General features: G+C 72.2%; 14 protein-coding genes. 6 read left to right on the forward strand and 8 right to left on the reverse strand.

Annotation, left to right across the window (positions count from 1 at the left end; genetic code table 11):
- Positions 1–50 precede the first annotated feature (50 nt).
- Positions 51–815 (forward strand): crotonase/enoyl-CoA hydratase family protein, encoded by a 765-nt coding sequence (locus CP983_RS05050; RefSeq protein ID WP_150498672.1) that lies wholly within the window; start codon positions 51–53, stop codon positions 813–815.
- Between the two features lie 391 nt (positions 816–1,206).
- On the forward strand, positions 1,207–2,301 hold the full coding sequence (locus CP983_RS05055) for a mechanosensitive ion channel family protein (RefSeq protein WP_150498673.1): 1,095 nt from the start codon (positions 1,207–1,209) through the stop codon (positions 2,299–2,301).
- Positions 2,302–2,316: 15 nt separating this feature from the next.
- Here CP983_RS05055 and CP983_RS05060 read toward each other — a convergent pair whose 3' ends face one another.
- Entirely contained in the window at positions 2,317–3,885 is a 1,569-nt protein-coding gene (locus CP983_RS05060; protein ID WP_150498674.1) for a M1 family metallopeptidase, read from the reverse strand.
- 235 nt (positions 3,886–4,120) lie between these two features.
- Here CP983_RS05060 and CP983_RS05065 point away from each other — a divergent pair, with 235 nt between their 5' ends.
- Positions 4,121–6,340, forward strand: a complete 2,220-nt coding sequence (locus CP983_RS05065; protein WP_150498675.1) for an NADP-dependent isocitrate dehydrogenase — start codon at positions 4,121–4,123, stop codon at positions 6,338–6,340.
- Between the two features lie 103 nt (positions 6,341–6,443).
- Here the strand turns inward: CP983_RS05065 and CP983_RS05070 are convergent, their stop codons facing one another.
- Positions 6,444–7,550 carry a DNA glycosylase AlkZ-like family protein gene (locus CP983_RS05070; protein WP_150498676.1) on the reverse strand — a complete coding sequence of 369 codons (1,107 nt, stop codon included), beginning with the start codon at positions 7,548–7,550 and terminating at the stop codon, positions 6,444–6,446.
- Positions 7,551–7,555: 5 nt separating this feature from the next.
- The gene (locus tag CP983_RS05075) at positions 7,556–7,897 is read right to left on the reverse strand and encodes a DUF5713 family protein (protein WP_125526010.1); all 342 of its coding nucleotides are present in this window, start codon (positions 7,895–7,897) and stop codon (positions 7,556–7,558) included.
- A gap of 48 nt (positions 7,898–7,945) precedes the next feature.
- Here CP983_RS05075 and CP983_RS05080 point away from each other — a divergent pair, with 48 nt between their 5' ends.
- Entirely contained in the window at positions 7,946–8,743 is a 798-nt protein-coding gene (locus CP983_RS05080) for an N-formylglutamate amidohydrolase (RefSeq protein WP_150498677.1), read from the forward strand.
- On the opposite strand, the gene CP983_RS05085 is transcribed toward CP983_RS05080, so the two are convergent.
- The 3 genes from CP983_RS05085 to CP983_RS05095 are packed head-to-tail and all read right to left on the reverse strand — an operon-like array spanning position 8,744 to position 11,294.
- Entirely contained in the window at positions 8,744–9,232 is a 489-nt protein-coding gene (locus CP983_RS05085; RefSeq protein ID WP_189748453.1) for a hypothetical protein, read from the reverse strand.
- Positions 9,229–9,804: an RNA polymerase sigma factor gene (locus CP983_RS05090; RefSeq protein ID WP_107908559.1), complete on the reverse strand. Its 576-nt coding sequence runs from the start codon at positions 9,802–9,804 to the stop codon at positions 9,229–9,231. Before CP983_RS05090 ends, CP983_RS05085 begins: the two co-directional genes overlap by 4 nt.
- A gap of 59 nt (positions 9,805–9,863) precedes the next feature.
- Complete coding sequence (locus CP983_RS05095) at positions 9,864–11,294, reverse strand: S8/S53 family peptidase (RefSeq protein ID WP_150498678.1); 1,431 nt, start codon at positions 11,292–11,294, stop codon at positions 9,864–9,866.
- A 148-nt stretch (positions 11,295–11,442) separates the two neighbouring features.
- Here CP983_RS05095 and CP983_RS05100 point away from each other — a divergent pair, with 148 nt between their 5' ends.
- Positions 11,443–14,010, forward strand: coding sequence for a CHAT domain-containing protein (locus CP983_RS05100; RefSeq protein WP_125526020.1), 2,568 nt, complete (start codon positions 11,443–11,445; stop codon positions 14,008–14,010).
- Between the two features lie 137 nt (positions 14,011–14,147).
- On the opposite strand, the gene CP983_RS05105 is transcribed toward CP983_RS05100, so the two are convergent.
- Entirely contained in the window at positions 14,148–16,022 is a 1,875-nt protein-coding gene (locus CP983_RS05105) for a LuxR family transcriptional regulator AbsR2 (RefSeq protein WP_167537646.1), read from the reverse strand.
- A gap of 94 nt (positions 16,023–16,116) precedes the next feature.
- Between CP983_RS05105 and absR1 the strand changes: the two genes are divergently transcribed.
- Positions 16,117–17,202, forward strand: coding sequence for a beta-glucuronidase AbsR1 (gene absR1, locus CP983_RS05110; RefSeq protein ID WP_150498679.1), 1,086 nt, complete (start codon positions 16,117–16,119; stop codon positions 17,200–17,202).
- A 129-nt stretch (positions 17,203–17,331) separates the two neighbouring features.
- Here absR1 and CP983_RS05115 read toward each other — a convergent pair whose 3' ends face one another.
- On the reverse strand, positions 17,332–18,705 hold the full coding sequence (locus CP983_RS05115; RefSeq protein WP_150498680.1) for an NtaA/DmoA family FMN-dependent monooxygenase: 1,374 nt from the start codon (positions 18,703–18,705) through the stop codon (positions 17,332–17,334).
- Positions 18,706–18,717: the final 12 nt, after the last annotated feature.

Genomic DNA, 18,717 nt, shown 5'->3' on the forward strand with positions numbered 1-18,717 from the left:
CAAGTGACCGCTGAGTAACGTACGAGGTCCGACCTGAGGAGGGCCCCGCCATGCCGGTCCGTGTCGAGCGCAAGGGACACGTCACCACCGTCGTCCTCTCCCGCCCCGAGGTCCGCAACGCGGTCGACGGGCCGACGTCCGCCGAACTCGTCGACGCCTTCCGGGAGTTCGACGCGGACGAAGAGGCCAGGGTGGCGGTGCTGTGGGGTGAGGGCGGCACCTTCTGCGCGGGCGCCGACCTCAAGGCGCTCGGCACCGAGCGGGGCAACCGGGTGGCCGAGGAGGGCGACGGTCCGATGGGGCCGACGCGGCTGCGGCTGTCGAAGCCGGTCGTCGCGGCGATCGCCGGGCACGCGGTGGCGGGAGGGCTGGAACTGGCCCTGTGGTGCGATCTGCGGGTCGCCGAGGAGGACGCCGTCTTCGGGGTGTTCTGCCGCCGCTGGGGCGTGCCGCTGATCGACGGCGGCACGGTACGGCTGCCGCGGCTGATCGGCACGAGCCGCGCGCTGGACATGATCCTCACAGGGCGGCCGGTCACCGCCCGCGAGGCCCACGAGATGGGGCTCGCCAACCGGGTCGTGCCGAGCGGACGCGCCCGCGCCGAGGCGGAGGAACTGGCCGCCGTGATCGCCGGGTTCCCGCAGGCGTGCCTGCGCTCCGACCGCGCCTCCGTGCTGGAGCAGGACGGGCTGGACGAGGCGGCGGCGATGCGCAGGGAACTCGGGCATGGGGTGGGTGTGCTGGCCGAGAGCTTGGAGGGTGCGGCTCGGTTCGCCTCCGGCGCTGGGCGGCATGGGTCCTTTACGGACATGTGACGAGGGCGCAGGGCCCGGTGAGCTCGGGGCGGACGCGCCGTCGGGAGGTGCGGGTTCGTGGGGGCTGGTCGCGCAGTTCCCCGCGCCCCTTCGCGGCGCTTCCCGTCACGTATGGCATCAAGTGGCCGTCGAGTGCGCCCCGGCGTGCGGCCGTTCGGGCCTCCGGGGAAGCGGCAATCCGAGGGAGAATGCCCAAAACGGGCCCCGTCGACGGCGCCGGGGCGAACGCGTGTACCCGATACGGCAGGATGAGCCCTCGTGCCGGTCGCGGGGGATGGGTGACCGGCACGACGGCACATCGCGGAAATCGAGCAGGTGACAACGTGACGAGACTTCACATCCGGCCGTCGGCGGATGGATTCGCCGCAGTTCTTCTCCCCGGAGGTGACCGGTGAACCGAGCCCTCACCGTGGACGACCTGGTCATCGCCGGGATCGCGCTGGCCGCGGGCATGCTCGCGGCGTTCCTGCTGCGGATGCTGATGCGCTGGCTGCGGGGGCACGCCGACCGCACCCGCTGGAGCGGCGACGACCTCATCGTGGACGTGCTGCGGACTGTGGTGCCGTGGTCGGCGTTCCTCGGTGGCGCGGCCTCCGCGGGCGCGGCGCTGCCGCTGACGAGGACGGTCCAGCACAACGTCAATCAGACCCTGACCGTGGTGCTCATATTCGTCGTGACGCTGGCGGCGGCCCGCGGGATCGCCGGGGTGATGCGTTCGGTCACGCAGTCCCGTCCCGGCGTCGCCGGTTCGGCCACGATCTTCGTGAACATCACCCGGATCCTGGTCCTGGCCATCGGTTTCCTGGTGGTGCTCCAGACGCTGGGCATCTCCATAGCGCCCCTGCTCACCGCCCTGGGCGTCGGTGGTCTGGCGGTCGCGCTCGCCCTTCAGGACACGCTCGCCAACCTCTTCGCGGGCATCCACATCCTCGCCTCCAAGACCGTCCAGCCCGGCGACTACATCCGGCTGAGCAGCGGCGAGGAGGGCTACGTCGAGGACATCAACTGGCGCCAGACGACCGTGCGGGCGCTCTCCAACAACCTGATCGTCATCCCCAACGGCGAGCTGGCGAAGTCGAACATGACCAACTTCATGCGCCCCGAGCAGGAGTTGACGATCCTCGTCCAGGTCGGCGTCGCCTACGACAGCGACCTGGACCAGGTCGAGCGCGTGACGAACGAGGTCATCGGCGAGGTGATGGCCGAGGTCGAGGGTGCCCTCCCGGACCACGAGCCGATCATCCGCTTCCACACCTTCGGCGACTCCCGGATCGGCTTCACGGTGATCCTGGGCGTCGGCGAGTTCAGCGACCAGTACCGGATCAAGCACGAGTTCATCAAGCGCCTGCACCGGCGCTACCGCAGGGAGGGCATCAGCATCCCGGCGCCCACCCGCACGGTCGCGATCCAGCAGGGCACGGTGTCGATCCCGCAGCAGCGCATCCCCGCCGAGGCGGACGAGGTGACCCCCGTCCGCCTCGACTGACCTGCCCGGACGTCCCTACAGGGTGGCCGAGTTGTCGTGGGAGCGGCTGCGCCTGCGGCTGTGCGGCGCGGCGAGCGCCGGGTTCACCGGCGTGACCGTCCAGTCCGGGTGCCCCGGCATCCGCGGCGTCTTCGTGCCGTACAGCCAGTCCTGGAGGAATCCGGACAGATCCTGACCGGAGACCTCCGAGGCGACGGCGATGTAGTCGGCCGTCGACGCGGAGGAGTTGCGGTACCGGTCGAGGAAGGCCCGCTCCAGGGCGTTGAAGGCGCTCTCACCGACGAGGTTGCGCAGCGCGTACAGGACCAGCACGCCGCCCAGGTAGCGCTGCCCCTCGAACAGGTTCGCCTGGGTCGGCGCGGCGACCGGCCCCCAGTCGTGACGCCACTGGTCGCCCTGGGCGTAGGTGTTCTTCATCCGGGCTTCCATGGTGGTCAGGCCCAGGGAGTCCGGCCAGCCGCGCTCGTAGCGGTAGAGCAGTCCGTAGAAGTCGGCGTGGCCCTCGTTGATCCACAGGTCGGCCCAGGTGGCGGGGCTGACGCTGTTGCCGAAGTAGGAGTGGACCAACTCGTGCATCATGTGCGAGCCGATCTTCGGCTCCGCCTGGAGCAGGTAGTTCGGCTTGTAGATGGTGAGGGTCTGGGTCTCCAGGCCGGTGAAGTCGAAGGCGTTCGAGGCGTCCGAGTTGCAGGGCAGCAGCCCGTACGTCTCGAAGGGGTAGGCGCCGAGCCGCGCCTCCAGCCACTCGACCAGGTTCGGCGTCAGCGCGAGCGCCGGTTCCAGCGCCTCGGCGCGCGCGACCGGGACGACGTCGCGCAGCGGGAGGCCGTGCGGGCCCTGCCGCTCCTTGATCACGTAGTCGCCGACCGTGATCTGCACCAGTTCGGTGGCCATGGGCTCGCGGGAGCGGTACGCATACGCGGTACGGCCGCCGGAGAGGCTCTCGGTGCGTTCGAGCAGGCCGGTGGCCACGCCGCGCAGGCCGCCGGGGACGGTTATGCGGAACGTGAAGTCGGCCTTGTCGGAGGGGTGGTCGTTGCACGGGAAGACGGTGTGCGCCCAGTTCGGCTGGCAAGCGACCGCGAACCCGTCCAGCGTGTCGACCCAGCCGGTGTTCGGCTGCGCAAAACGGCGCGGGTCCGCCGAGTACTCGACGCACACGGTCACCCAGGACTTGTTCGGCAGCGTCCGTGCGGGCGTGATGCGCAGCTTCTGGTCCACCTGCTCGTACGTCGCCGTGCGGCCGCCGACGCGGACGGAGCGGATGTCGAGGCCGAGGGAGTCGAGGGAGAAGCGGGACAGCGCCTGGGTGGTGCGGATCTTCAGGGTCGCGGTGGCGTCGACCAGCCGCGTCGTGGCGTCGTAGGAGAAGTCGAGGTGGTAGGCGAAGACGCGGTAGCCGTCATTGCCGAGGGCCGGGTAGACGCTGTCACCGAGGGTCTCGGGACCCGGCGTGCCGGCAGTTTTGGCGGCCGGCGCCCCCGTGCGCGTCGATGCCGCGTGGGCGGAGGGGGCGGCGGCCAGGGCCGCCGCGGTGCCGATCAGGGCGGCCGCGGGGGCCGTCACTCTGCTGCGATATCTCATGGTCCGCTTTCGCTGGGGCGGCCGGGTGGTCAGGACCGGCCTCCGGATCGGTGTTGATCTCCCTACATGACTGTTCGATCAGCCGATCCGGTTGCACGGAGGCCCTGCATCCGTTTGCGCGGATCCACAATCTCGGCAGACATACCGCACCGGTGTGCGGACCCCTGTCGAGTACGGGTCGATCACGAGATATCTTGATGTCGAGCAATGTTGCAGACGTGGAGCGGAGCACCCGGTGACTGACTCGACCATCATCTATACGCACACTGACGAGGCCCCGGCCCTGGCGACGTATTCCTTCCTGCCGGTGGTCCAGGCGTACGCCTCGCAGGCGGGTGTCGCTGTGGAGACGCGCGACATCTCGCTGGCCGGCCGCATCATCGCGGTGTTCCCGGAGTACCTGACCGAGGACCAGCGCATCCCGGACGCCCTCGCCGAGCTCGGCGAGCTCGCCAAGACGCCGGCCGCGAACATCATCAAGCTGCCGAACATCTCGGCCTCGATCCCGCAGCTCAAGGCCGCCGTCGCCGAGCTCCAGGGCCAGGGCTACGCGCTGCCGAACTACCCGGACGACCCGAAGACCGACGAGGAGCGGGAGATCCAGGCCCGCTACGACAAGGTCAAGGGCTCCGCCGTGAACCCGGTCCTGCGTGAGGGCAACTCCGACCGCCGCGCCCCCGCCTCGGTCAAGAACTACGCCAAGACCCACCCGCACCGCATGGGCGCCTGGACCACCGAGTCCAAGACCAACGTGGCGACGATGGGCCAGAACGACTTCCGCTCCACCGAGAAGTCCGTCGTGATCTCCGAGGCCGGCGCGCTGAAGATCGAGCACGTCGCCGCGGACGGCGCGACCACGGTGCTGCGCGAGTCGGTACCGGTCCTCGCGGGCGAGGTCGTCGACGCGTCCGTGCTGCACGTGGCCCAGCTGCGTGAGTTCCTCACCGCGCAGATCGCCGAGGCCAAGGCCCAGGGCGTGCTGTTCTCGGTGCACCTCAAGGCGACGATGATGAAGGTCTCCGACCCGATCATCTTCGGTCACGTGGTGCGCGCGTTCTTCCCGAAGACCTTCGAGCGGTACGGCGCCGCGCTCGCCGCCGCCGGTCTGTCCCCGAACGACGGTCTGGGTGGCATCTACAAGGGCCTGGAGGCCCTGCCCGAGGGCGCCGAGATCAAGGCGTCGTTCGACGCGGAGCTCGCCGAGGGCCCGGCCCTGGCGATGGTCGACTCCGACAAGGGCATCACCAACCTGCACGTGCCGTCCGACGTGATCGTCGACGCCTCGATGCCGGCCATGATCCGCACCTCCGGCCACATGTGGGGCCCGGACGGCGAGGAGGCGGACACCCTCGCGGTGCTGCCGGACTCGTCGTACGCCGGTGTCTACCAGGTCGTCGTCGACGACTGCCGTGCCAACGGCGCCTACGACCCGTCGACCATGGGGTCGGTCCCGAACGTCGGCCTGATGGCGCAGAAGGCCGAGGAGTACGGCTCCCACGACAAGACCTTCGAGATCAAGGCGGCCGGTACGGTCCGTCTGGTCGACCGGGCCGGGAACGTCGTCATCGAGCAGCCGGTCGCCGAGGGCGACATCTTCCGCGCCTGCCAGACCAAGGACGCGCCGATCAAGGACTGGGTGAAGCTGGCCGTCACCCGCGCCCGCGCCACCGGCGACCCGGCCGTGTTCTGGCTGGACGAGACCCGCGCGCACGACGCCAACCTGATCGCCAAGGTCAACGCGTACCTGCCGGAGCACGACACCGAGGGCCTGGACATCCGCGTCCTCGCCCCGGTCGACGCCACCAAGCTGTCGGTGGAGCGCATCCGCCGCGGCGAGAACACGATCTCGGTGACCGGCAACGTCCTGCGTGACTACCTCACCGACCTCTTCCCGATCCTGGAGCTGGGCACCAGCGCCAAGATGCTGTCGGTCGTCCCGCTGATGGCGGGCGGCGGCCTGTTCGAGACGGGCGCCGGCGGTTCCGCGCCGAAGCACGTCCAGCAGCTGGTCAAGGAGGACTACCTGCGCTGGGACTCCCTCGGTGAGTTCTTCGCGCTGGTGCCGTCCCTGGAGCAGTACGCGACCGCGACGGGCAACACCCGCGCGAAGGTCCTGGCCGACACGCTGGACCGCGCCACGGCGACCTTCCTCAACGAGGACAAGTCCCCGACCCGCCGCGTCGGCGGCATCGACAACCGCGGCAGCCACTTCTACCTGTCCACGTACTGGGCGCAGGAGCTGGCCAAGCAGACCGACGACGCCGAGCTGGCGAAGGCCTTCGCGCCGCTCGCCGAGTCGCTCACGGCGAACGAGGAGAAGATCGTCGGCGAGCTGAACGCCGTCCAGGGCAAGCCGGCCGAGATCGGCGGCTACTACCAGCCCGACCCGGCCAAGGCCGCCGCGGTGATGCGCCCGTCGGCCACCTGGAACGAGGCACTCGCGTCCCTGAGCTGACGCGGCTGCCCCTGACAGGGGCCCGGAGGCCCGACAGGGCCTGTTGAGCGCACCTCCGCCCCGGCCGAGCACCGCCCGGCCGGGGCGGAGCCATGTGCACGGGCTACCGGGGCAGCACGAGCTCCAGTCCGAGGAAGCGCGCCAGGTCCTCGATCTCGCGGCCGACCGCCTCGGTCACGGCCCTGTCGAACTCCTCGTCCTCGTGGACCGCGTCGACCCGCAGCACCCCGGCCCTGCGATCGGCCGTGGCGTCGAGCTTGCCCACCAGACTGTCGCCGTACAGGACCGGCAGCGCGAAGTACCCCCAGCGGCGCTTGGCGGCCGGCTTGTACATCTCCAGCTGGTAGTCGAAGGCGAAGAGCTCGGTGGTCCGTCTGCGGTCGTGGATCAGCCGGTCGAACGGCGAGAGCAGGGCGGCGCGTCCGGCGAACGGCTGTCCCAGCCGGGCCGGGTCGACCCGCCACCTGCCCCGCACGCCCTCGATGACGGCCGGCTCACCCGCCTCCCCCACGTCCGCCGGCTCGACCTGGCACTCCGGGCCCCGGGCCCGCGCGATGCCCAGGGCCCGCAACCGGCGCTCGTCCCGGGTGCGCAGCGCCTCCGCCACGGGGATCGCGGGCGTGTCGGGGTAGACCCGCTCGGCCAGGTCCCAGAGCCGCCCGCCGCCGCTTCGTCCCGCCACCGCGACCTCACCGCGCTGCACCATCAGCTCCAGCAGCTTGGTGACATTGCGGTTGTTGCTCCAGCCGCTGGACCGCCACGGCAGCTCGCAGGTGTCCGGCAGTTCGCGGGAGGGCAGCGGGCCCGCCGCGCCGAGCCGGTCGAGAATGTCCCGGCGGCAGGCGTCGTTGGCGGCGACCCACGTGCCGTGGTACTCGCTCCAGGACGTCGGCGTCCCTCGCTCCGGCCACTCGGCCATCTCGGCGCGGTACAGCGCGAGATCCTCGGCGGGCCGGATCATCGCCCGCAGCTCCAACAGCCTCCGGTCCGCCAGCGCGGCGGCCAGGTCGGCCGGTGCGTATCCCGAGGCGCCGAGCCGGCTCCAGGCCACGAGGTCGGCGCTGGGCGCGACGGCGGCGGTGGGGTCGATCTGGAGCAGGGTCAGCCGCCTCACGACGTCCGGCAGCCCGTCCGGCCGGGTGGCGTCCAGCAGTTGGGCGCGCACGGCGATCCGGCGGGCGTCGGTCCGCGAGAGCTCGTGGACGGTCATCGGTGTCACCAGTCCCGGGTGGCGATCAGTTCTTCCGAATCGGCGTCCCCGAAACCGTAGGCGCCGGCCAGGAACCAGAAGTCCTCGGCTATCTCCTCGCGGGCCACGGTCTCGATCTCACTGCCGGCGGCCCAGAACTCGTCCTGGAGGGCGTTGAACTCGTCGGTGGCCGCGTGGGTGAGGGCGTACAGCTCGGCCAGGCCGGCGGGCCGCTCGGCCTCGATGCGCTCGCACAGCCGCAGCAGGATGCCCTTGCCCCGGTCCACCACCGCGTCGGGGTAGTAGTCGTCCCTGTACAGCGCCTTGAGGAACGGGTGCGCGATCACCTGCTCGTTGCTGATGCTCATGCTGTGATGGTGCACCACGCCACTGACAACGCCCCGGGAGCAGCCGTCATGACCTTCGCCGCGCCGTCCTTCGAACTCCTCCCCGGCGCCGAGGACTCCCCCGTCATCCTGCACGTGCCGCACTCCGCGCGGGAGATCCCGCCGGCCGTCCGTGCCGGGATCCTGCTCGACGACCCGGCGCTGGAGCGGGAGTTGGATCACATCGTCGACGCGCACACCGCGGAGCTGGCCGAGGCGGCGGCCGGGGTGGCGGAGAGCCGGCCGTGGCGGTTCGTGAATCGGCTGGCCCGGCTGGTCGTCGATCCGGAGCGGTTTCCCGACGAGCGGGAGGAGATGCTCGCCGTGGGGATGGGGGCCGTGTACACGCGGACCACGCATCTCGCGGAGCTGCGGGCCGCCGACTCGGACCCGGAACCGCTCATCAAGCGGTACTTCGGGCCGTACGCGCGGGCCATGACGGACGCCGTGGCCGGCCGGCTCGCCGCCACCGGCCGGGCCGTGATCATCGACGTGCACTCATACCCGACCGAACGGCTTCCCTACGAGCTGCACGGCGAGGGCCCGCGGCCCCCGGTCTGCCTGGGTACCGACTCCTTCCACACGCCCGCGAAGCTGCTCGCCGCGGCGCGCGAGGCGTTCGGCGAGAGCGGGGAGATCGGGCTGGACAGCCCGTTCAGCGGCACCTACGTGCCACTGGACTTCTACGGCACCGAGCCCCGCGTCTCCGCCCTGATGGTCGAGATCCGCCGGGACACGTACATGGCGGAGCCGGGCGGTCCGGTCGGTCCCGGACTCACCCGGCTCACGCGGGCGTTGGCGGCGCTGGTGGACGCCGCCGCACGCTGATCAGGCCCGCAGCCACTCCGTGACGACGACCTCCCCGCCGGTCCGCAGCCGCAGGGCGAACGGTCCGCTGGGCGGGGCGTCGCTGGCGAAGCGACCCATGGCGTCGGCCTCGACCGGGGTGGCCGTCTGCGGGCCGCCGAGCACCTCGATCCGCGCCTGCTGCGGGGGCAGCACCTGCCCCATCAGCCCCTGCGCGGTGACCTCCACGTCGACGGTCACCTCGCCCGCGCGGAAGGTCAGCATCCGCGGCACATCGGTCGCGCCCCTGACCGGAATCGCGTCCTCGACGGAGTCGAAGGTCAGCTCCGCGATCCGGGCGTCGAGGTCGTGCAGTGCGAACGCCTCGACGGCGAGCTGGCACAACTGGGCCGGTACCGGGTCCAGAATGCTCGCGGCCTGGCGGAGTTCCTCCTCCAGCAGCTCGATGTCGAAACCGTCGTCGCCGGGGGATCCCTCGCCCGTCACGTCGTCGTGCATGTCGTCGTTCACTGCGCCCCCCGCGCGTCGAGTCGGGCCCGCAGCCGGCGCAGGCAGCGCTGCCGCAGCGGTCCGATGCTGCCCACGGCGATGCCCAGTGCGGCGGACACCTCCTGGTAGCTGGGCGGCGGCGAAGCCATCAGCACCCGCAGCAACTGGCGGCAGCGTTCCCCGAGTTCCTCGAACTCCTGCCACATCCAGCGGATGCGCTCGGACTCGGCGGCGGCCTCCTCCGAGTCCAGCACCGACTGTTCGGGCGTACGGTCCTCGCTGACCCGGTCGAGCAGCTGCGGATCGCTCGTGACGGTCAGTCGCCTTAAGCTCTTGAGCACCTTCAGACACTCGTGCCGTGCGGTGCTCGCCAGCCATGACCCGGCCTTCTCGGGTTCCCTGATGCGCCCCAGGTGCTGCGCGAAACGGAACCAGACGGTCTGGTAGACCTCATGGGCGTCGGCGTCGCTCAGGCGGTGAGCGCGCACGACGGACCACACCAGTGGGCTCAGCCCTTCCACGAGCGCCTTCCAGGCCGCCGCGTCGCCGTCGACGGCGGACTGGACCAACGCGCCGACATCTGCACGGTCCACAGCCCCACCCCTCGTGTACGGCAAGTCATCGTACGCCGCGGAGGGGATGGTTCCGACCCTCATGACCGAGGAGCCGGGGGCAGGACGGGCACAGGACGCCAGGTCCCGGGGCGAAGCGCCGCCACGTGCGCCCCCCGCACCTCCGCGTAACCGGAGTTCGCGGCGAGCATCTTGTACCGGGCGACCCGCGGGTCGCTCTCCTGCTGCGCGCTCATGTGGGACGCGATCAGACCCGCCACCAGCGGGGTGGCGAACGAGGTGCCGCTCCAGTGCGCGAGCCCCTCGAACATCACCTGGTCGGGCTTGGCGGAGCCGCCCTGCTCACTCAGCACGCCGGTGTGGCGCGGGGACACGCAGGTGCAGGCGTAGCCGAAGCCGTAGCGGCAGGTGTCGTAGGTGGAGTGCTGGTAGATGTACGGCATCGGTGCGTCGAAGCCGGTGAGGACGCCGGTGAGGCGCTCGCCGGGTGCGTAGACCTTCACCCAGGGGCCGTGGTTGCTGAAGCAGGCGCCGAACTCGCCGTCGCCGCGCAGCGCGCCGACCGACAGCACGACGTCCTGGTAGTCGGGCAGATCGGCGTAGGCGGCGGGCCAGAAGGGTGTGGCGCTGCCGTTGTTGCCGGCCGCGGCGACGAGCAGGGTGCGCTGGTCGCGCAGCTCCCGCATGAAGGCCTCGATGCCGAGCAGTCCGTCGGTGCGGCCGTTGGAGGTGCCGGCGGAGAGGCTGAGGATGTCGGGCCAGCCGCCCGCGTCGACGGCCTCGAAGAGCTTCTCGCCGAACTCCGACTCCAGGATGGCGCCCGCGTCGTTCAGGGAGTTGCGGACCGTGATGCCCGTGTTGGGCGCGACGGCGGCGACGAGCCCGGCGATGAACGTGCCGTGACCGACGTACTGCTGGAGCACGCCGTCGTCGTCGCACTCCTTGATCTGCGCGTCGCCGTCGGTGTGGGCCAGCAGCGGGGAGGACCGGAAGTCGCGCATGAGACCGGTGTCGACGACCAGGACGCCGATCGCGCTCTCCGCGTCGTAAGTGCCCTCGGCCAGGGCCGGGTTGAGTCCGTCGGCCAGCGCTACGGGCGCGGGCTCGTCGCCGGGACAGGAGTTGACGGCGATCGAGACCAGGTGGTTGCGACTGACCAGCCGGCGCCCGGCCCGGCCCTCCGACTCCCGCAGGGCGCGCAGGGCGTGCGCCACGGGGCGGTCGCCCGCGCGGTCGCCCTCCCCGGGGTCGCCGACCTGGATACGGGTGATGCCGGAGCGGTTGGTCTGCGGGCTCGCCCGGCGCACATGGTCCTGCACCAGGTCGGGCTCGGCGGTGAAGTGCGCGCGTACGGTGTCCTCGACGACGCGGGCGTCCTCGCCGTCACGGACCAGGACGTAGCCCTTCTCGTAGATGAACTCGGCAGAGTCGTCCGGTCCCATCGCGAGGGGGACGTCGCGCATGGAGCGCTGGATCTGCTCGAACTGCTCGTGGAATCGCTGTGGTGCCATGGCGTGTCCTCCCACTGAGGCGACGGTCGTCAAATTGAGCCACGTGGTCGCTGATTGATACAGCGCCAAACCCGTGTGGCACGGTTCCGGGGCAACTACCATCCGTTGAGTGACAGCGGGAAGCGAATCGGTTCTCGAACTGCTGCCGATGGTGTTCGCCGCCCCGAACGACGCGCTGGCGAGGGCGGAGGGGCTGCTCGACGCCGATCCCTCGCCCCTGCACGCCTCCGTGGCCCACCAGGTGATCGGCATCTGGCAGCGGGACTGGGGCGACATGCGCATCGCCCTGCACCATCTGCGGCGTGCCCGGGATCTCGCGGCACGGGCGGATTCCGCCGACCGCGAGGCGGATGTCCTGGCGGCGCTCGGGGTCGCGTTGGTGCATGCGGGGCGCACACAGCAGGGGCTGGCCGCGCTGGAGCGCGGGATCGAGCGCGGCAGCGGACACACGCGTGCCCGCGTGCTGTTCCGGCGCGCCTACGCCCGCTGGGTCCTCGGCCACCACCGGGAGGCGCTGGAGGACGTGCGCCGGGCGATTCCGGTGCTGCGGCAGGTGGACGACGTCATCTGGACGGCCCGGGCGCTGACGTTGCGCGCGACCGTGCATCTGGCGCTCGGCGCGGTGGACCGGGCGGACGCCGACTTCACGGCGGCGGAGGCGCTGTGGGACACCACCGGCCAGGAGCACGACAAGGCGGACGCGGTGGAGAGCCGGGGCCTGGCGGCATTCCGGTCGGGCGACATCCCGGTGGCGCTGCGGCTGCTCGACGAGGCCGAGGAGCGCTACGCCAAGCTCGGCACGCCGACGTTCATGCTGAACATCCGCCGCTGCGAGGTGCTGATGGCGGCCGGGCTGGCGCCGGAGGCGCTGGCCGAGGCGGACGCGGCGATCGCCGTGCTCGACGGCATCGGCGGCCAGTCCACCCGCAAGGCGGAGCTGCTGCTGGCGGCGGCGAGTGCCGCGCGGCTGGCGGGCGACGCGCACACCGCGATAGCGCGTGCCGACATGGCCGTCCGGCTGTTCGCCGGGCAGCGGCGCAGCTGGTGGGAGACGCACGCCCGGCTGGTCCTGATCGAGGCACGGGTGGCCGCCGGGCGCAGTTCGGGGCGGCTCGTGGCCGACACCGCGGCGGTCGCCGACCGGCTGGCCTCCTTCGGCGCGCCGGCCGCGCCGGAGGCGTCGCTGCTCGCGGGCCGGATCGCGCTCAACCTGGGCTGGCGGGCCGACGCCGAGCGGCATCTGGGCGTCGCCGCCCGCAGCCGGCACAACGGGCCGCCGCTGGCGCGGATGACGGGCTGGGCGGCGCAGGCGCTGCGGGCACAGGCCGCCGGGTCCGGGCGCGGTGTCCTGGAGGCGTGCCGGCGCGGCCTCGACGTGCTCGACGCCCACCGGATGACGCTGGGCGCCTCGGAGCTCAGGGCTCGTGCCACCGCCCAGGGCGCCGAACTGGCCGCGCTGGCCCAGCAGGCCAGCCTCGACTCCGGCAGCCCGCGCCGGCTGCTGGTGTGGAGCGAGCGCTGGCGGGCCACCGCGCTGTCGACGCCGCCGACCCGGCCGCCGGCCGACCCGGAGCTGCTGAGCGACCTGACCGCGTTCCGGGAGATCGCGGCGCGTGCCGAGGAGGCCCGGCGCGAGGCGCGTCCGGTGCCGGTACTGGAGCGCGAACAGCGGCGCCTGGAGCGGGAGATCCGCTCCCGGACGCTGCATCTGCGCGGCGACACACCCGGCGACGGCCACCGCTTCGACCCGGGCCGGCTGCTGGAGCGGCTGGGCGACGACGTACGGCTCGTCGAACTCGCCGTGCTGGACGGGCGGGTGCAGGTGCTGCTGTGCGGCCAGGGGCGGGTGCGCCGCTTCGAGGCGGGGCTGCTGGCCGAGGCGGAGACCGAGGCCGAGCACGTCCAGGCCGGGCTGCGGCGGCTGGCCCACCCGGGCGCGGAGGCGCGGCTTCCGGTGGTGGAGGCCGCCGGCCGTCGGCTGGAGGAGCTGCTGCTCGGTCCTGCGGCGGCGCATCTCGGCGACGGTCCCGTGGTGGTCGTACCGCCCGCCCGGCTGCACCGGGTGCCGTGGGCGCTGCTGCCGTCGCTGCGGGAGCGGGTGCTCAGCGTGTCGCCGTCGGCGAGCGGCTGGCTGCGCGCCCGGGAGACCGAACCGCCGCCGGGCGGCCGCCAGGTGCTGGTGCGCGGGCCGGGCCTTGCGACCGGCGGCGCCGAAGTGCCGCATCTGGCGGGCCGGTACGGCGGTGCCGTCGTCCTGGAACATGCCGACGCGCGGGCACGACGAGTGCTGGAGGAGCTCGACGGCGCCGCGCTGGCCCATATCGCCGCCCATGGCACGTTCCGCGCGGACGGCCCGCTGTTCTCGTCGCTGCGGATGGCCGACGGCCCGCTGATCGTGCACGACTTCGAGCGCCTGGACCGCAGTCCGTACCGCATCATCCTGTCCTGCTGCGACACCGCCCGTTTCGCCTCCGTCGGCGCGGACGAACTGCTCGGTCTGGTCACCGCGCTGCTGCCGCTCGGCACGGCGGGGGTCGTGGCGTGCACGGCGCCCGTCAACGACGCCGCCGTGGTGCCGCTGATGCTCGCGCTGCACAAGGGGCTCAGCGAGGGGCTGTCCCTCGCCGAGGCCCTGCGCGACGCTCGTGCGGCACTGCCGGGCGACGCGCTGCACCGGGCCACCGGATGGGCGTTCTCGGCGTTCGGCGCGGCGTGACGCTCCGCCGGTGATGCCACGACGGACGTGCCGCGACCTGCCGCCGGTCGTCCGCGGGCTCGTCGTGGCCGGTCGCGCCCGCGCGACGGCAGCCGCGGATCGGTTGCGGGCCCAGGCCCCCTGAGGCGCGCTGTCGCTCACGCCGGCTGTTCCACCAGCCACGGCAGGGCCCCGCGGTCGCTGGCGCCCAGGCGGGCGTAGGCGCTGTAGAGGTGGTTGCCGACCGTGCGCACGGACAGGGTGAGCTTCTCGGCGATCTGCCGGTTGCTCAGGCCCGTGGCGGCCAGGGTGACGATCTGCCGCTGCCGGGCGGTCAGTTCGCCGAGGACCAGGCCGGACAGCGCCGGGGTGCGGGCGCCCTGGCAGCGGCGGGCCAGCGCCACGGCACGCGTGCGTGAGGTGCGGGCGGCGCGCGGGTCGCGGTGCGCCCGTACAGCCTGGGCGTGCGCCTCCGCCGCGAAGAGCAGGAAGCCGCGCTCCTGGAGCTGTCGGGCCACCTGGTCCAGCGCTGGACCGTCGGCACGCGCGAGCGCGTCGGCATGCTCGGCGAAGACACCCGTCAGCCGGCCCGCGGCGCGCTCGGGATCGCCGAGGCGGACGGCGTCGTACGCGTCACCGCCGACCGCCCCGGCCGTACCAGCTACCGCCCCGCCGTCGCCGCCGTGAGCCCCAACCGCCGGACCGGCCTCAGCCCCGGGCGCCTCACCGGCGTCACCGACGGCGTTCGGCCGGGTGACCGCCCCACCCCCGTGGGGGCGGCCACCCAGGATCTCGTGCGCGGCCGTCGCATCGCCCGACTGCGCCTCGGCGAGCACGAGTTCGCGCCGCAAGGACGGCTCGTCGGCGGCGTGCAGCAGCCCTTCCCGGGCCCAGGCCGCCGCCTCCCGCAGCTCGCCGCGCAGTCGCGCGAACCGGGCCCGTACGGCCGCGTATCCGGCCGGCAGCCGCGCGCCCTCCGCGACCAGCCACTCCCCCACCGGCGCCGGAGCCACCCGTACGTCCGCGCGCTCGATACGGCGGCTCAGCGCGGCCCGCTCGGCGTCGAGGGCGGGGCCGCACTGTTCGGGCGTACGGGACAGGCGCCTCGCCCGCAGCCGGCCGGCCGCAGCCCGCAGCACCGGGCCGTGCAGGGGGTGGGCGAGGCGGACGGCGCCCTGGTCGTCGACGTGGACCAGCGCGTCGGCCTCCAGGTGTTCCAGGGCGCGCAGATCGAGCCGGTCCGCCTCCAGGTCGAGCGGCAACGGCTCCGCGAACGCGAGACGTTCGAGGATCTCGCCCTGTTCGGGGCAGCTGCGGTCGAGGACGTGCGCGGTGCGTTCGCGCGCGGTCGTAGTCATCGGCACCGGGCCCCGCCACGCCCACTCCTGCGTGTCCTCGACCCGGGTGAGCAGCCCGCGTTCGCGTATGGCGCCCGTCAGGTCACGCATCAGCCGCAGGTCGCCGCGGCACAGGCGGTGCAGCCGGTTGACGGTGAGCGGTTCGAGGCCGGCGCCCGCCGCTTCGGCGGCCAGCAGCCGGGCGGTGTCCTCGCGGGGCAGCGGCTCCAGGGTGAGGCGGGGCAGGAGTTCGCCGGTCCACAGCCGGGAGATCGCGCCGGGTGCGGGGGCTCCGTCGGTGGTGACGACCAGGAGCCGGGTGCGTCCGTGCACGGCCAGCTGGTGGACGAGGGCGGCCGAGGCGTCGTCGAGCAGATGGGCGTCGTCGACCAGCAGCAGCCGTACGCCGGACAGATGCTGGAAGGCGCCGTGCAGGGAGGCCGTCTCGGGGACGAGGTGCGCGAACGCGGCGAAGCGGATACGGCGGGTCTCGGGGGTGCCGGCCACCCGGGCGCAGTCGGTGCCGCGGGCGGCCTCGGTGACGAGGCGGGTCTTGCCGCTGCCTGCCGGGCCCGTGATCACGATGCCGTGCCGGCCCGCGGCCAAGGCCCCGCGGACCAGCTCCAGTTCGTCCTCCCGGCCGGTGAACGGCCAGGGCAGTTCCAGGGTCTTCGCGTCGCGTACGTAGGTCGTCACGGAAATAGGAGCGTGGTGACTCACTTCTGATACACGGGTACTTGAGTAGCCCTCGACTCAGGCGCCCGCGGCGGGCTCACGGCAACCTGTCCGCATGACCGCTCGCTACTGCTCCCTCGCGCAGCAGCCGGCCCCCGCCTTCGCGCCGGGCCTGGCCGCCGAGCGGCTCAGTGCGCTCATCGGCGGACGCCGTATGTGGGTCAACGGAACAGTGCTGCACTACCACTTCTTCGACCGGGACTCCGACGGCTCCTCGATACCGGACCCGGAGACCGGCGAGAGCCGGCACGTCTCGTGGGTCGGCAGCAAGGAGCAGCGCGACGTCGTGCGCGAGTGCTTCCAGGAGTGGCAGGGGCTCGGCATCGGGCTGTCGTTCACGGAGGTGGGCGACCGGTCGGAGGCCGAGCTGCGCGTCGGGTTCCAGCTCGGCGACGGCTCCTGGTCGACCGTCGGCAAGGACGCGCTCCAGGTCGGACTGAACGAGCGCACCATGAACTTCGGCTGGGACCTGACGGTGCCCGGGGAGCGCGGGACGGCCCTGCACGAGATCGGGCACGCGCTCGGCATGCTGCACGAGCACCAGAGCCCGTTCGCCGGGATCCACTGGGACGACGAGGCCGTGTACGCCGATCTGGCCGGCCCGCCGAACTTCTGGAGCCGGGACAAGACGTTCTTCAACATCCTTCGCAAGCTCGACGCGAACGAGGTCAACGGTTCCGTCTGGGACCCTCAGTCGATCATGGAGTATCCCTTCTCAGGCGGGCTGATCCTGGAGCCGGAGCAGTTCCGCGGGGGACTGAACCCGCCGGGTGTGCTGTCCAGGGCCGACAAGGAGTTCGTCCGCCGCTGGTACCCGCAGGCCGAGACGCCCGGCCCGCGCGAGCTGGTGCCCTTCCGTTCGGTTCCGCTGCGGCTGGGCCCGGCGGAGCAGGCCGACTTCGTCGTCGAGCCGCCCGAGACGCGCGAGTACACGGTGGGCACGTTCGGCGACAGCGACACCGTCGTGGTGGTCTTCGAGGAGCGCGACGGGGAGCCGCGCTACCTCACCGCCCAGGACGACGGCGGCACCCCGCACAACGCCACGCTCAAGGCGCGCCTCGTCAAGGGCCGCCGCTATTTCGTCCGGGTACGCCTCTATACCGGCTGGGGGTCGGGGGAGACAGCGGTCATGTGCTGGTGACGGCACGGATCCGCTGACGTGCGCGGACGGGACAGTCCACAGTCCGGCGCCGGGGAAGTGGCCGGGAAACGCCACCTTCGGGGGAGGGTGACGATTCCCGGCCACGCCGGCGTCCGCCTGCCCGTCACTTCACGACGCGATCCGTCCGGCCGGTGTCTCGTCCGGGTGTGCCAGGCCGAGGTGGTCGCGCAGGGTCGTGCCCTCGTACTCGGTGCGGAACACGCCCCGTTCCTGGAGCAGCGGGACGACCTTGTCGGCGAACTCGTCCAGGCCCGTCGGCGTGATGTGCGGGACGAGGATGAAGCCGTCACTGGCGTCGGCCTGCACGAAGTCGTCGATGGTCGTGGCGAGGGTGGCCGGGGAGCCGACGAAGTTCTGCCGGTTTCCGGTGTTGATGACCAGGTCGCGGATGGACCACTTGTTGGCCGCGGCCAGTTCGCGCCACTCGCGGGCGGTGGCGACCGGGTCCCGGTACATGCGGACCTGGGCGCGGCCCTGGGAGATGTGGTCGTCGCCGACGTCCGGGTCGATGTCGGGAAGGGGGCCTTCCGGATCGTAGGCGGACAGGTCCCGGTTCCAGACGAACTCCAGGTGCTTGAGTGCGGTGGCTCCGCTGACCTGCTGACGGCGCACCTCACGGGCGAGTTCCTCGGCCTCGGCGTCGGTGTCGGCGAGTGCGAAGGTCGCGGCGGGCAGGATGAGCAGTTGGTCGGGGCGGCGGCCGTACTTGGCCATGCGGGACTTCACGTCCGTGTAGAAGGCCCGGCCCGCCTCCAGGGTGCCGTGCCGGCTGAAGATGGCGTCGGCCTCCGCGGCGGCGAACTCGCGGCCCTCCTCGGAGTCACCGGCCTGGAAGACGACCGGGCGGCCCTGCGGCGAACGCGGGACGTTGAACTGTCCGTGGATGTCGAAGTGCTGCCCGGTGTGGACGAAGGCTCCGGCTTTGGCGTCCCGCAGGAAGGTGCCGGTCTCCTGGTCGGCGATGATCTCGTCGCCGTGCCAGGAGTCGAAGAGTTCGCCCGCCGTGGCGAGGAACTCCTTGGCGCGGGAGTAGCGCTCGTCCTGCGGCAGGAAGCCGCCGCGGCGGAAGTTCTCGCCGGTGAACGCGTCCCAGGAGGTGACGACGTTCCAGGCGGAGCGGCCGCCGGAGAGGTGGTCGAGGCTGGCGAACTGGCGGGCGACCTCGTAGGGCTCGTTGAAGGTGGAGTTGATGGTGCCGGTCAGTCCGAGGTGCTCGGTGACGGCGGCCAGCGCGGCGAGGACGGTGAAGGTGTCCGGCCGGCCCACGACGTCCAGGTCGTAGATGTGTCCGCCCTGTTCACGGAGTCTGAGTCCTTCGGCGAGGAACAGGAAGTCGAACTTGGCGCGTTCGGCTGTCCGCGCGAAATGGGCGAAGGAACTGAACTCTATGTGGCTGCCGGCCCGCGGGTCGCTCCACACGGTGGTGTTGTTGACGCCGGGGAAGTGGGCGGCCAGGTGGATCTGCTTCAGGGGTTTGGTCATGGCTGCGGTCCT

It is taken from the genome of Streptomyces chartreusis (assembly GCF_008704715.1).
Taxonomy (GTDB): domain Bacteria; phylum Actinomycetota; class Actinomycetes; order Streptomycetales; family Streptomycetaceae; genus Streptomyces; species Streptomyces chartreusis.